Origin of the sequence: Butyrivibrio hungatei, assembly GCF_001858005.1 — a bacterium.
Taxonomy (GTDB): Bacteria; Bacillota; Clostridia; order Lachnospirales; family Lachnospiraceae; genus Butyrivibrio; species Butyrivibrio hungatei.
The window spans coordinates 2,709,856-2,723,603 of the sequence record NZ_CP017831.1 but is presented as its reverse complement, the minus strand read 5'-3'; the positions used below and the strand labels follow the sequence as shown (position 1 = coordinate 2,723,603).

Genomic DNA, 13,748 nt, shown 5'->3' with positions numbered 1-13,748 from the left:
CGTTTTGTTCACTTTTCATAATGGAGGAATTATGATAATCATTCAGCTTAAAGGCGGACTTGGCAATCAGATGTTTCAGTACGCTTTATATAAGAGTCTTAAGAAGCTTGGCAAAGAGGTCAAGATAGACGATACAACAGGATTTGTTAATGACAAGCTTAGGGTTCCTGTTCTTGACAGGTGGGGAGCTACATACGACAAAGCTACCGATGAGGAGATCATCGCCCTTACTGATTCCAAGATGGATATATTCAGCAGGATCAGAAGAAAGCTCACAGGTAGAAAGACATTCAGGATCGACGAGGAATCTGGTAAGTTCAATCCAGAGATACTGGAAAAAGATGACGCTTACCTTGTTGGTTATTGGCAGAGTGACAAGTACTTTGAAAATGAAGAAGTAATCGCAGAACTTAGAAAAATTTTTGAGAAGAGACCACAGGATCTTATGAATGACACCACAAGCTGGACAATCCTTCAGCAGATTGAGTGCTGTCAGTCAGTAAGTCTCCATGTGCGCAGAACAGATTACATCGATGAAGAGCATGCAAGTATTCATAATCTTTGTAGCGAGAAATATTACAAAAATGCTATCGACCATGTTAGAAGTAAGCATTCAGATGCTGTATTCTTCATCTTTACTGATGACAAAGAGTGGTGTAAGGAACACTTTATTGGGCCAAACTTCGTAGTAGTCGAGCTTGAAGAGGGTCAAAAGACTGATATTGCTGAGATGACTCTTATGAGTAGATGTAAGCATCACATCCTTGCAAACAGCTCATTTAGCTGGTGGGCAGCATGGCTCAATGATTCACCTGAAAAACTCGTTATTGTTCCAGAGAAGTGGATCAACAACCGCGATATGGATGATATCTACACCAAGCGCATGACTAAGATGGCTATTTGAGTAAAAGGTGTTACAGACAATGAATGAAACAAAAAAAGTAAGTATGTTTACTAAACTTAACTATATATTTGATAAAAAACAAAAAGGGCAGCTTATTTTATTAGCTGTCCTTATACTGATTGGGGGTGTTGTTGAAACTTTAGGAGTTTCAATGATGCTTCCAGTAGTTTCTGCAATATTGAAGCCAGAAGCTATTCATAGACAGATCGATAAGCGCCCGGAACTTCAAAGCATCGTTAATTTCTTGCATATTGACACAGATCTAAAGCTTATAACGGTTTTAGTAGTTGTTGTTATCTTCCTTTTTGTATTCAAAAATCTTTATCTTCTGTTTCTTGTTTACAAGCAGAATACATTTATTTCAAGAGCCAGAAATGACATGATAAGCCGTGTCATGAGAGAGTTCCTCAATAGACCATATGAGGCATATCTTGGAGCAGATATTCCTACAGTATTCAGGATTACTGATAGTGATATTCCAAAGACATTTACACTTATGCTCTCAATCCTTTCTCTTGCAACAGAGTTTGTAGTATCAACCTGCCTTGGTATCGTGCTTTTATTGGTTAACTGGCAGATGACACTTCTTATGATCTTTGTTCTTTTGATCCTGACGCTTATTATCACAAAGGTTTTAAAGCCTCGTCTTAATAGGATCGGAAGAAAGAATCAGGAGACCCAGTCAAGGATTGCGAAGTGGCGACTTCAGGCTATCTACGGACTCAAGGACGTAAAGGTATTAAACAGACAGGATTTCTTCATCAGAAATTATTATGAATCAGGAAAGCTTGGAGCTGATATAGACAGAAACTACATTGTTCTTAATAACATCCCAAGACTCCTTATAGAGACTGTGTTTGTTGCAGTAGTTCTTTTGTATGTGCTCCTCTATCTTGTAAATGGCGGAGATGCTACAGCACTTCTTCCACAGATTTCAGCTTTTGGTGTTGCTGCTGTCAGGATCATGCCTTCTGTTAACAGAATTAACACCTATCTTACACAGATTGCTTATAACCAGTTCAGTTTGGACTTCGTATATAACAACTTAACTGAGTCCATGAAGGAAGATAAGGAAATGCGTGCAGAAAGAGCTGCAATCGCTGGCCCTGAGCTTCATCTTGAAAAAGAGATCAGCTTAAAGGATATTACTTTTGCTTATCCTGATGCTGAAGTGAACATCTTCACAGATGCCAACATGGTAGTTCCTAAGGGAAAATCAGTTGGTATCATGGGACCATCTGGTGCAGGTAAGTCAACTATCGTAGACGTGCTTCTTGGTCTTTTACATGTTAAGTCAGGAGAAGTTCTCTGCGACGGTAGCAACATCTTTAGTAACTACGATTCATGGCTTGCTCAGATCGGATATATTCCACAGTCTATCTACCTTGTAGATGAATCCATCAGAGCAAATATCGCTTTTGGTATTGATGAAGATCAGATAGATGATAACAGGATCTGGGAAGTAATGAAGGAAGCTCAGCTTGCTGACTTTGTTAAGACTCTTCCAGAGGGCCTTGATACCAGAATTGGTGACAGAGGCGTTAGATTGTCTGGTGGACAGAGACAGAGAATCGGTATTGCCAGAGCTCTTTATCACAATCCAGAGATATTGGTATTTGATGAGGCTACATCTGCTCTTGATAATGAGACAGAGGCAGCAGTCATGGAGGCTATCAATAGTTTCCACGGCAAGAAAACAATGGTCATCATTGCTCATAGACTTAATACTATTGCAAACTGCGATATCATCTACGAAGTAAAAGATGAAAAGATACATGAGACATCCCTTGAGGGCAGAACAATAATTCAGTAAGGGCTTAGGATATATGATAGGAACAGAGTTTATAAAAGGATATGGACTTGGAAATCAGCTTTTTTTCTATGTGACTACCAGATGTGTAGCCCTGGAAAAAGGCGTTGATTTTGGTTTCATAAATCCTGGTCAGGTTGGAAATGTAGCTCAGTCCAACATGGGAATGTATTTCATGGATATCGATATGGGAAAAGAGATTCCTCCAGAGGATAAGGATAAGTTCAAGATCTTTGTTGAGCAGGATGATCGCCTATACATGGGTAATTCCAAGCATGATATGGCAAATGGTTGCTATATCAGTGGTCCTGATCCAAAGCTTTTTGAAGTTGAGGACAATACCCTTATTTATGGTAATCTTCAGGATCAGAGCTATTTTGAAAAATATAGAGATCAGATAAAAGACTGGCTTAAGGTTAAGCCTGAGGCTGAGTCTTATGAATACACAGCAGATGATCTTTGCATCATCAATATCAGAGGTGGTGAGTATACTGATCACCCTGAGCTGTACCTTGATAGGAGATATTTCTTAAATGCCATAGAGCATATGAAAGAGATAAATCCTAACATGAGATTTATGGTGGTCACAGAGGATGAAGAGGCTGCCAAAAAGGTCCTTCCTGAGTATGAGTGCCATCACTTTGATATGGGTAAGGACTATGTGACAGTCAAGAATGCCAGATACCTTATTCTTTCAAATTCTTCATTTTCGATCATGCCAGTACTTTCAAGTACAGAGCTTAAGTACGCAATAGCACCTAAGTACTGGGCAAGACATAATATTTCAGATGGCTTCTGGTCTTCAGAGCAGAATATCTACACCTTCCTTCATTATCAGGACAAAAAGGGCAGGATATTCACAGCAGAAGAGTGCAGAAAAGAGCTTGAAGAGTACAAAAAGACTTCAAGACTTTATGCCAAAAGAAATGTAAAGCCTGGTAAATTCAGGTACTTCTGCCAGATTATCAGAAGAAAATGTATTTACGGAGTCTTTTACCTTAAGAAGATCATAAGATCACTTGAGAGAAGAACCGGAATTATAAAGCGGATATAAGTTATGAGTGATAATAGTAAAAAATTAAAGCTGCCAAACGTGACTCTCTGTGCCATGACCAGCGTCAACCTCTATGAAACCGTCAAGGCCATGAAGTACAGCATGAGAGATATTGAATTTGGAGATGCAGTGCTTATTACAGACAAGAAGCCTTTTTATCTCCCTCAGAATATCAGATACAGTCACACAGACAAGCTTGATAGCATCGATAAATTTAATTACAAGATGGTCTATGAGCTCAAAGATCATATAGAGACTGACTTTGTAATGATAGTTCATGCAGATGGATTTGTTATCCACCCTGAGAACTGGACTGATGAGTTTCTTGAGTATGACTATATCGGATCTCCTTGGCCACTCCCGCAGAATGACTATGCCTACAGAGATAGTAAGGGTGAGATCTGCCGCGTAGGAAACAGTGTTTCCATCAGGTCAAAGAGACTTCTTGAGTATCCAACTGTACATAACCTTAAGTGGGAAAAGGGATACGATGATTTTTACAATGAGGATATCTTCCTTTGCTGCATGCACAAGAACGACATGGAGGCAGAGGGGCTTAAGTGGGCACCACTTGAACTTGCGGTTAGATTTGGTAGAGAACATCCTCTTCCAGAAAATAAGGGCATAGAGCCATTTGCTTTCCACAAATGGTGGGGAGAAAATGAGGGTTATCCACATTTCTACAGCCCAAAGAAGAGATTTAAGATGGCAGTAAGACCACTTCTATTTTGGAGAAGATCAAAGAAGTGGAAAGAGGAGCACAATATCACATGACTTTTTCGATCATAGTGCCTGTTCATAATGGCGAAAAGTACATAGATGACATGATGGATCCTATCATTGCGCAGCTTGATCAGGACATCGATCTTGAGGTGCTGCTTGTGGAAAACGGTTCCACAGATAACAGTCCAAAGATCTGTGATGAGTATGCAAGAAGTTATCCCTTCATAAAGGCCTTTCACTATGGACCAATTGGTGCCTATAGCGCCAGAAGAGAAGGAATCAAGAACGCTAAGGGGCAGTGGCTCATATTTGTTGACGTAGATGACTGTCTTACAGGCGCAGCTCTTTCCAAGATAGAAAGGGCTATAGTCCAGAATAGAAGGAATGCTCCCGCCCTTGATATGGTGCTGTATAACGCAGCATATCTTGATGACAAGGAAAAGAGAAAGTTTTCATTTCCTTTAGAAGAGGGAAAGATATATAAAGGCGACGACAAGAGAATCTTTTACGAGATCATGTGCAAGAACGATTCTCTAAACGCCCTCTGGAATAAGTGCATTACCAGAGAACTTGCACTTTCTGCTATCAGTGTCAATGAGCAGGATAATCTTAATCACGGCGAGGATCTGCTGCAGACTGCAGCATTTATCGACAAGGCAAGAGAGATCGTCTATGTGGATGAGATCTTGTATTACTACCGCAGAAATAATGAAGGCCTCACAGCAGGCTATCATCCTGATTACATAACTCATCAGGAAAGAGCTTGGGAAGCATTTGCAGACTATAGTGAGAAATGGGTTGGTGACTGCTTTAACAGTTACATCAATGCCAGAAAGTCTCTTACATGTACCATCGCGGTGATAAATATTATCTATTCAAATGTGCCTCTTTCTGAGATCAAAGAAAAGCTTAAATGGCTCATGGATCAGAAGTTCTATAATGAATTCGCAGAGCTTGACCTTCCAGCATGGGCGCCTGAAGAGGACGTTTATGTGCACAAGCTTCAGAAGGCATCTGACCCGTATATTAGACTTATGATGTCTGCTACAAAGCGCAGATTAAAGACAAGGATTAAAAGGATTTTAAAACATGGTTTATGATCTTATACCTTTTTTTAATGAACTTGATATTTTAAAGCTTAGACTCAATATTCTTAACCCATATGTGGATAAGTTTATCATCGAGGAAGCTACAACCACTTTTTCTGGTGAGCCAAAAGAGCTTTGCTTTGAGAAAAATAGGGATATGTTCAAAGAGTTTTTGGACAAGATCATCTATGTTGTTGTGGATGAGGACCAGGACTTTAAGGTAACTCATGAGCGTGACTACTTCCAAAAGAACCACCTTACAAAGGGACTTGATGAAGTAGATGCCACAGAGGATGATGTGATCATCTTTGGCGATGCAGATGAGATTCCAAATCCAGAGGTTCTTACTAAGATCATCGAAACCTTTGACAAGCACAAGGTATATCACCTTGCGCAGAGAAACTTTTACGTATATGTAAATAACGAAGAAAGATCAGGAAGACTTTTATCTATAACAGGAGAATTTCCTGAGATAGCAGAAATAGATAGAAAGTGGCTTGGAACTAAGATCACATCTATTCTCAATATTCCAAAGGAAGGAATCGTGAGACTGCGTGACCTTATTTCTGTCTGCGATGAGAGATCAGTTCGCGTAGCTGACGGCGGATGGCACTTTGGATATATGGGCGGCTGCAAAGAAAATAACCCAGCCAAGAGAATTGGCGTTAAGGTTAAGGCTGCAGCTCATCAGGAGCTCAATGACAAAGAAATCCTTGCTGAGACAATGGATCACCTTGTTCTTGGACAGGATATTTTTGGAAGAAATGCAAAGTTTGAAAGATGTGAAGTGGACGAGACATATCCTGAGTACCTTCGTGAGCACCTTTCAGAGTATAGCCATTTGGTAATGCCAAAGGTTACAGCTTTATCAAGGACCTATCACTACCTTGATATAACAGCAGGCCGCTTTTGCAGAAAAGCTTTCAGAAAGATAAAAAGAATCATTACACGCAGATAATTATGGAAAAATTATTAGATATGTTTTCAAAAGAAAATAGGAAAAAGACAGCAGAAGTACTGGTATATCTTGCTATTACGCTGGAACTGTTTTTTATGGTCCTTGAAAAAAGTGAAGTTTCTATTCCTTTTATCAGCCATGTTTTCAGGGTTACATTTCTTTTGACTTTTGCAGCAGTTCTTTTGATGGAGCATAACAAAAAAGAGTGGATTGCCATTGCCTTAGTTACAGTATTTACATTTGTTTGTTATAGGATCACAGGTAGAAATGAGCTCCTTAGATTTTCCTATTATGTCTTTGCGCTTAGAGATATCGATCTAAAGAAGATCATGAAATATTACTTCTATTTTTCAGCCATTGGATTTGCAGTGATAGTGCTGTTATCCGTTACAGGAATCCTTGGAGATGTAGCTATCATCACTGATTATGGCAGAGAGATAGAGGATGAAAAGAGATATGTATTTGGCTTTGGACATCCAAATACACTGGCAGGTTGCGTTTATGCACTGGAGCTTTTGTGGATCTGGATCTATGGCAAAAAAGCCAAACTCTATCAGTACGCTATAGCTTTTGCAGCGATCTGGGGTACATACAAGCTTACATCCTCCAGAACAAGCGTGATGATATTCATGGGTACTCTTGCTATTGCCTTTATCGTTAGATACATTCCTGTGCTTGGAAAGTTTAGGTTTCCATATATTCTCACAGCGATAGTTACACCTGTGGCAGCAGTAGCTTTTTCAGTATGGGCAGCAGCTGTAAGCGAGATACCTAGATTTCACATGGATACAGATTATCAGATCAAGCTTACTAGATTTGATGATATGTTAAACAACAGAATACAGAACCTTTACAGAGGCAGTGAGAGACACGGCGGAGCTCTTATTTCCTGGAAGCCTTTTTCAGATAGTTTAAGCGAAGAGATGTTTGATATGGGATGGGTCAGGATCTTTTACTGGTATGGCATCATTCCTGGAGCTTTAATAGTTGTACTCACACTTGTGTTTATTTATCTGTGCCTCAAAAGACGTGACGCATGGACTTTGATACTTATTTTATCCCTTGGGGTATACACAGTTATCGAAGCTACATTTGTTTCAAGATATATTGGTAGGAATATGCTTCTTCCAATCCTGGCTGTTTATCTGGGAGACTTTATCTTACATCGAGGAGAAAGAAATGATTCAGAACAAGACTAAGAAAAATATCTTTTTCTTAATGGCATTTATAACCTTCATAATGGTGGCGGTTTATGAATATCTGACACCTGTTATGTCTGATGACATCTTCTATGGAGGCGTTGTTTCAGGAGCCAAAAACATATTTGATCTCTTTGGACAGGAGTATGATCATTATCTCCATCACAGTGGCAGAAATGTAGCTCATATAATCCTTAGATTCTTTTTGTTTAGCGGAAACAAGGTTATCTTTGATATTGTGGCTGCCCTTGTATTTACTTTGGAATCAATCCTTATCTACTTAAATGTCGATGCCAGAGAAAAATACGACATCAGGATCTACGGGGTTATCCTTTGCTTTTTATGGTTCTTTGATCCAGCCATCAGCAACACAGTTTTCTGGGAGACTGGAGCATGTAATTATCTCTTTACAGGAACAATTGTACTTGGATATGTGACCTTATTTAGAAAGCACATGAAGCTTGAGTCAGAAAATTCTGTAGGACTTATGATAAAGCTTGCAGTACTTGGACTTTTAGCTGGCTGGTGCAATGAGAATACATCTGGCGGAGTTATTCTTGTTACAGTTATTCTCCTTGCCTATAAGTGGCTTCAGAACAACAAGAGCTTTAAGTTCCTTAAGCCTTGGATGGTAGTTTCTTTAGTAGCTAACCTTATTGGATTTGCCTTCATGATCGCATCTCCTGGTAACTACTCAAGAGCAGAAGGTGCAGACGAAGAGCACACAGGCTTTATGGCTCTTATGGCTAGATTTTTAAAGATTGTTCTTAATATCAAGGAAAACTACCTTGTTCTTACAGTTATGTTTGTAGTGCTTCTTATTTTTGTAGCATACGTAGCAGTAGATAAGAGAAAGTTCATGGAGATGACTAGAACCATGAGATTCTTTGGATTTATTGCACTTGCTACTGCATTTGCTCTTATAGCTGTTCCATCATCTCAGATCAGAACATACTATGGAGCAGGTCTTTTCCTTATGATTGCTGTAGCAAATGGAGTTGCTATCTTTGCAAATACCAAGCTTATGTCAGGAAGTGCTTCTGATCAGGAAAAAGGACTAGCATTTGTAATGCAGCAGACAGCTGTAACATCTGCGGTAGTAGTAGCTCTTTTGATCTTGATGTTCTCATATATCGAAAATGGAGCTAACCTTGCTAGGATCAAGAGAGAGTTTAATGAAAGAGATGCTTATCTGCAGGAGCTTGCAGATAAGGGCGAGATAGACGTATATGCACCAAAGCTAAGACCTCAGTGGGATAACAGATTCTCGTTTGCATATCAGTCTGATCTTGATGAGGATTATCATTTCTGGATCAATCAGTTCTATGCTGAGAAATATGGCTTTGACACAGTTTCAGGTGTGGAAAGGGAAGAATGGACAGAGTATTAAGTATTATAATTCCAGTTTATGAGGCTAAGGACACTCTGGAGAGATGTGTCCAGTCTTGTCTTGCCCAAAAGGACCTTCTTGAGAAGGAACTGGAAGTAATACTTGTAGATGATGGCTCAACTGACGGCAGTAGCGACCTGTGTGATGAGCTTGCGGCCAAAGACCAGCATGGACGCATCAAGGTCAAGCACACCAGAAACTTTGGAGTGTCTCATGCCAGAAATATCGGACTTGAGATGGCAGAAGGTGATTACATTACCTTTGTGGATGCAGATGATACTATCGCTGAATTTTTTGCAGAGGATATGCTCAAGTACCTTGATGAAGCTACAGTTATAGTAGATGAGACAGATAGCTATGCCAGCAACAGTAAGATAAGCGGCTATCAGTACATTGAGAATTCTATCCTTAACAAGAACACCCACGTATGGGGTAAGCTATTTAAGAGACAGACTCTTAGAGATGGCCATGTGATGTTCAAGGAAGGACTATCTATTGGAGAGGACCTTCTCTTCATGCTTGATATAGCTCTTTTACAGGGAAAAGAGCGTACTATACGCCTCATCTCTGGAAATGGCTATAACTACGAAGAAAACGAAGCTAGTGCCATGAACAGGGCATTTAAAGAAAGCTATATGGATCAGCTTGTGTGCTGGAAAGAGGCAGAAGATAGGCTTCTTCCAGTAGCAGAGCACATTTCACAGTATGCGTTTGTGAGCGTAGCTGCCTCTCAGATCATGACAGCTCTTTTGGTAGTTGGTAAGCTGGCTGTAGTGCCTGAGGGTCAGAGAGATGCTGATATCACAAACCTTGTTATCATGAGAGTTGGGGACCAGATAGAACACGCTCTTAAGGTGCGAGGCGCCTTTGCGGGACTTTCAGCCGGATACAAGGTTAAAGTACTTCTTTTTAGAATCAGTCCTAAGTTATATCTTAAGCTCTATGGGGGTTACAAAAAATGAATCTAAACAGACCAATAGTTTTATATATGCATGCTGGCTCTGGGAATCATGGTTGTGAAGCAATCGCAAACAGCACTGTTAAACTCATTGCAGCCAAAAGAAAAGAGCAGGGAGCAGACACTAAACTTCCGGTTCTTATAGTGACAAACAGCGTAGCAGAGGATAGAAAGTATTCACTTGGAGAACTTGAAAAAGAGGGACTGTGTACTTTAGTTGAAGAAAGGCACATCGACAGAGTATTTGTAGACCACGTTCTTTACTATGGCTACAGAAAGATCACAGGAGACAGAGAGTCTTTTTTGAGATACAGATTTAAGGATGCTTTTAAGCTCTTTTCACAGATGTCGAAAGAAGCTCCTTTATGGGATAAGAGTCAGAAGCCATTGGCGGTATCTATCGGCGGCGACAACTACTGCTATCCAGAGATGGTGCAGGATCTGATCCTTGCGCACAATGTATTCAGGAAAAAAGGCTTTGAGACAATTCTATGGGGATGCTCAATAGAGCCTGATTCATTAAAAGATCCAGTTCTATATAAAGACCTGTGTGCATATTCAAAGATATATGCAAGAGAATCGATCACATATAATGGACTTTTGAATGCGGGAATATCAGCTGACAAGCTGGTTCTTAGAAAAGATCCTGCATTTATGCTTGATACATCTGATGTTTCAGATGGAGATGTAGTTAAACAGGGTAAGACCATTGGAATAAATTTAAGCCCTATGGTCATTGAAAAAGAAAAGACTCCAGGAATCACCATGGAGAACTACAAGAAATTCATTCAGTATATCTTTGATAATACTGATGATTCCGTAGCTCTTATTCCGCACGTAGTATGGAGTGGAAGCGATGATAGAAAGCCTCTTACTGAGCTCTATGAGGCATTTAAGGATACTGGCAGGATCGCGCTTATTGGAGACAGACCTGCTGAGGGGCTTAAAGGATATATCGCTAAGTGCAGCTTTTTTGTAGGTGCCAGAACACACAGTACCATCGCTGCATACAGTAGCAATGTTCCAACACTTGTAATTGGCTATTCAGTTAAGAGTAAGGGCATTGCCACAGATCTTTTTGGAACCTATGAGAACTATTGCCTTCCAGTTCAGGAACTATCTGAGCCGGATTCACTAATAAAGGCATATAACAAGATAAAAGAAACTGCTTAAAGACTAAATGGGGATTGGGGAAATACTATGATAATAATTCAGATTGCAGGCGGCCTGGGAAACCAAATGCAGCAGTATGCACTTTATCGTAAGCTATTAAAACTTGGAAAAGAAGTTAAGTTGGACCTTTCATGGTTTGATCCAAAGATCCAAAAGAACATGCTTGCTCCAAGAGAATTTGAACTTGCACTTTTTAAGGACCTTCCTTATGAGGTATGTACCAAGGAGGAGAAGGCAGCTCTTTTAAAGAGAAATATTTTCCAGAAGGTAGTAGGAAAAGTTGCTAATATGTTAAGACTTACTCCTTTTGCAAATCCTAAGGTATTTGTAGAGACCAAGATGTATCATCCGGAAGTTTTCGAGCTGGATGATATGTATATTACAGGCTATTTTGCATGTCAGTATTACTATGATGACATTATGCCTGAGCTTAGAGAGTTATTTGTCTTTCCTGACCACAGAGATCCAGATCTGCAGCAGCGCAACAAAGTTATTGCAGCCAAGATGGACTCTGAGGTTTCAGTAAGCGTTCATATCAGAAGAGGCGATTATCTTGCTCCTGAAAATGTAAAGATACTTGGAAACATCGCATCTGATGAGTATTACAAGAGTGCTATGGATCATTTCCTTAAGGAGGATCCTTCAACACACTTCTACATTTTCACCAGCGATCACGAATACGCAAGGGAGAATTACAGCGACGAGTCCAGATATACTATAATAGACTGGAACATTGGCAAAGATTCCGTTCAGGATCTGATGCTCATGAGTCACTGTAAGGGCAACATTTGTGCTAATTCAACCTTTAGCTTCTGGGGGGCTAGACTCAACAAGAGAGAGGACAAAGAGCTTGTTCGTACTCTTAAGATGAGAAACAATCAGGTTGCTGAACCTGAGACTATGCATAAATACTGGAAAGATTGGATATTGATTGATAATCAAGGAAACATCGTTTAATGGGAAGAATTAAATCTGCAACAAGAAATATAGCATTTGGATTTATTGGGCAGGCTGCTACGCTGATCTTGTCTTTTGCTTTACGTACCATTTTTATCATGCACTTAAGCGAAGACCTTCTTGGCGTCAACAGCATGTACAGTAATATTCTTTCTCTTCTGAACATGGCTGAGCTTGGAATAGGAACAGCCCTTAACTTCAGCCTTTACGGTCCTGTAGCAAGGGGTGAAAAAGAGAAGATCAAATCCTATATGCAGCTGTATCGCAAGGCTTATCGCGTGATTGCTACAGTTGTGGCAGTTGTAGGTCTTTTGCTGGTACCATTCCTTAAGTATCTTGCCAAGAACCCGGGAGATGTATCTGAGAGAGATCTCACACTTTATTACCTTATCTTCTTGTTTAATACAGTCAGCAGCTACTTTGTAGCCTACAAGTACAGCCTTGTAAATGCTGAGCAAAAGAACTACATTCAGACCAATATTTTAACTATTACCAAGATCGTTACAGTAAGTATTCAGATTGCAGTAGTAGTAATAACAGAGAACTTTTATCTGTTCCTTTTGACAGATGCGGCAGTGCAGCTGGTACAGAAGATATTTGTATCAATATATCTGGACAAGAAGTATCCGCTTCTTAAGGAAAAGAACATCGAGCCACTTGCAAAGGCTGAGAGTGATGAAGTCTGGAACAAGACCAAGGCATTAGTTTTTCACAAAGTTGGTGATGTGGCAAGACTTCAGACAGATGCCATTATCATTACTTCTTTTATCCAGGTAAAAATGGCTGGATATGTAGATAACTACAATCTGGTCCTTAACTCAGTATCAAATTTTGTAAATATTATTTTTAACTCGGTTATTTCAAGCTTTGGAAATCTGATCGCCACAGAGTCCAAGCAAAAGCAGTATGAAATGTTTAAGGTTTACAGGTTCTTTGCATCCTGGATCTATGGATATTCCTGCGTGGGATTCATGATTCTTTTGACACCTCTTATCAGGATATGGATCGGTGATAAGTGGGTGCTGGTTCCAGCAGCAGTGTACTGCATACTTACAGATTATTACTTCAAGGGTGACAGAATAGTTCTTAGTAACTACAAGACAGCAGCAGGTGTGTTCGAGCAGGATAAGTACCTGGCCCTTATTCAGGGAGCAGTTAACCTTGTATTATCAATTGCTCTTGTACAGACACCACTTGGAATTGTTGGTATTTACATAGGAACTATCGTGTCAGGACTTATTGCCAATATCACCAAGCCTATAATCATCTACAGGGCCTGCTTTGATATGGACGCCAGCAGCTATTTTATTGATTCCTTTAAATATATAGCCAGTTTGTTGTTTGTACTTTTATCTTGCCATTTCATAAGTCTGAAAGTGCTGGCAAACTTAAATATATTTACTTTCCTGATCATGGCAGTGATCATTACAATCGTCTTTAATGGAGTTTATTTTATTCTTTACGGTAGAAGTGAAGAGTTTAAATATCTTTATGGCAAGTTGCGTGAGAAGTTAGTAAGGCATTGAGTTACATG

At 39.8% G+C, this 13,748-nt stretch carries 12 protein-coding genes; all 12 read left to right on the top strand.

Annotated elements, in window-relative coordinates; all coding sequences use genetic code 11:
* Positions 1 to 31: 31 nt before the first annotated feature.
* Genes bhn_RS12625 through bhn_RS12570 form a run of 12 tightly spaced genes read left to right on the top strand, consistent with a single transcriptional unit; the run spans position 32 to position 13,740 of the window.
* Positions 32 to 904, top strand: a complete 873-nt coding sequence (locus bhn_RS12625) for an alpha-1,2-fucosyltransferase (protein WP_071177030.1) — start codon at positions 32 to 34, stop codon at positions 902 to 904.
* Between the two features lie 19 nt (positions 905 to 923).
* Positions 924 to 2,717, top strand: a complete 1,794-nt coding sequence (locus bhn_RS12620) for an ABC transporter ATP-binding protein (RefSeq protein ID WP_236845926.1) — start codon at positions 924 to 926, stop codon at positions 2,715 to 2,717.
* 13 nt (positions 2,718 to 2,730) lie between these two features.
* Complete coding sequence (locus bhn_RS12615) at positions 2,731 to 3,768, top strand: alpha-1,2-fucosyltransferase (protein ID WP_071177029.1); 1,038 nt, start codon at positions 2,731 to 2,733, stop codon at positions 3,766 to 3,768.
* 3 nt (positions 3,769 to 3,771) lie between these two features.
* On the top strand, positions 3,772 to 4,542 hold the full coding sequence (locus bhn_RS12610; protein WP_236845925.1) for a DUF5672 family protein: 771 nt from the start codon (positions 3,772 to 3,774) through the stop codon (positions 4,540 to 4,542).
* A complete protein-coding gene (locus bhn_RS12605) occupies positions 4,497 to 5,591 on the top strand; it encodes a glycosyltransferase family 2 protein (RefSeq protein WP_148661955.1) in 1,095 nt (364 codons plus the stop codon). The genes bhn_RS12610 and bhn_RS12605 overlap by 46 nt, the downstream gene beginning before the upstream one ends.
* Positions 5,581 to 6,537, top strand: coding sequence for a glycosyltransferase family 17 protein (locus bhn_RS12600; RefSeq protein ID WP_071177027.1), 957 nt, complete (start codon positions 5,581 to 5,583; stop codon positions 6,535 to 6,537). The genes bhn_RS12605 and bhn_RS12600 overlap by 11 nt, the downstream gene beginning before the upstream one ends.
* 2 nt (positions 6,538 to 6,539) lie before the next feature.
* On the top strand, positions 6,540 to 7,736 hold the full coding sequence (locus bhn_RS12595; protein ID WP_071177026.1) for a hypothetical protein: 1,197 nt from the start codon (positions 6,540 to 6,542) through the stop codon (positions 7,734 to 7,736).
* The gene (locus tag bhn_RS12590) at positions 7,717 to 9,126 is read left to right on the top strand and encodes a DUF3329 domain-containing protein (RefSeq protein ID WP_071177025.1); all 1,410 of its coding nucleotides are present in this window, start codon (positions 7,717 to 7,719) and stop codon (positions 9,124 to 9,126) included. Before bhn_RS12595 ends, bhn_RS12590 begins: the two co-directional genes overlap by 20 nt.
* Positions 9,111 to 10,088, top strand: coding sequence for a glycosyltransferase family 2 protein (locus bhn_RS12585; RefSeq protein ID WP_071177024.1), 978 nt, complete (start codon positions 9,111 to 9,113; stop codon positions 10,086 to 10,088). The genes bhn_RS12590 and bhn_RS12585 overlap by 16 nt, the downstream gene beginning before the upstream one ends.
* Positions 10,085 to 11,257, top strand: coding sequence for a polysaccharide pyruvyl transferase family protein (locus bhn_RS12580; RefSeq protein ID WP_071177023.1), 1,173 nt, complete (start codon positions 10,085 to 10,087; stop codon positions 11,255 to 11,257). Before bhn_RS12585 ends, bhn_RS12580 begins: the two co-directional genes overlap by 4 nt.
* A 27-nt stretch (positions 11,258 to 11,284) precedes the next feature.
* Positions 11,285 to 12,214: an alpha-1,2-fucosyltransferase gene (locus tag bhn_RS12575; protein WP_071177022.1), complete on the top strand. Its 930-nt coding sequence runs from the start codon at positions 11,285 to 11,287 to the stop codon at positions 12,212 to 12,214.
* Positions 12,214 to 13,740 carry a lipopolysaccharide biosynthesis protein gene (locus bhn_RS12570; protein ID WP_071177021.1) on the top strand — a complete coding sequence of 509 codons (1,527 nt, stop codon included), beginning with the start codon at positions 12,214 to 12,216 and terminating at the stop codon, positions 13,738 to 13,740. The genes bhn_RS12575 and bhn_RS12570 overlap by 1 nt, the downstream gene beginning before the upstream one ends.
* The last annotated feature ends 8 nt before the right edge of the window (positions 13,741 to 13,748 follow it).

Bases quoted from the DNA above. Each gene is read 5' to 3' on its own strand.
- bhn_RS12620 (WP_236845926.1), top strand. From the start codon at position 924: ATGAATGAAACAAAAAAAGTAAGTATGTTTACTAAACTTAACTATATA.
- bhn_RS12610 (WP_236845925.1), top strand. From the start codon at position 3,772: ATGAGTGATAATAGTAAAAAATTAAAGCTGCCAAACGTGACTCTCTGT.
- bhn_RS12570 (WP_071177021.1), top strand. From the start codon at position 12,214: ATGGGAAGAATTAAATCTGCAACAAGAAATATAGCATTTGGATTTATT.
- bhn_RS12585 (WP_071177024.1), top strand. From the start codon at position 9,111: ATGGACAGAGTATTAAGTATTATAATTCCAGTTTATGAGGCTAAGGAC.
- bhn_RS12615 (WP_071177029.1), top strand. From the start codon at position 2,731: ATGATAGGAACAGAGTTTATAAAAGGATATGGACTTGGAAATCAGCTT.
- bhn_RS12625 (WP_071177030.1), top strand. From the start codon at position 32: ATGATAATCATTCAGCTTAAAGGCGGACTTGGCAATCAGATGTTTCAG.
- bhn_RS12590 (WP_071177025.1), top strand. From the start codon at position 7,717: ATGATTCAGAACAAGACTAAGAAAAATATCTTTTTCTTAATGGCATTT.
- bhn_RS12600 (WP_071177027.1), top strand. From the start codon at position 5,581: ATGGTTTATGATCTTATACCTTTTTTTAATGAACTTGATATTTTAAAG.
- bhn_RS12575 (WP_071177022.1), top strand. From the start codon at position 11,285: ATGATAATAATTCAGATTGCAGGCGGCCTGGGAAACCAAATGCAGCAG.
- bhn_RS12580 (WP_071177023.1), top strand. From the start codon at position 10,085: ATGAATCTAAACAGACCAATAGTTTTATATATGCATGCTGGCTCTGGG.
- bhn_RS12595 (WP_071177026.1), top strand. From the start codon at position 6,540: ATGGAAAAATTATTAGATATGTTTTCAAAAGAAAATAGGAAAAAGACA.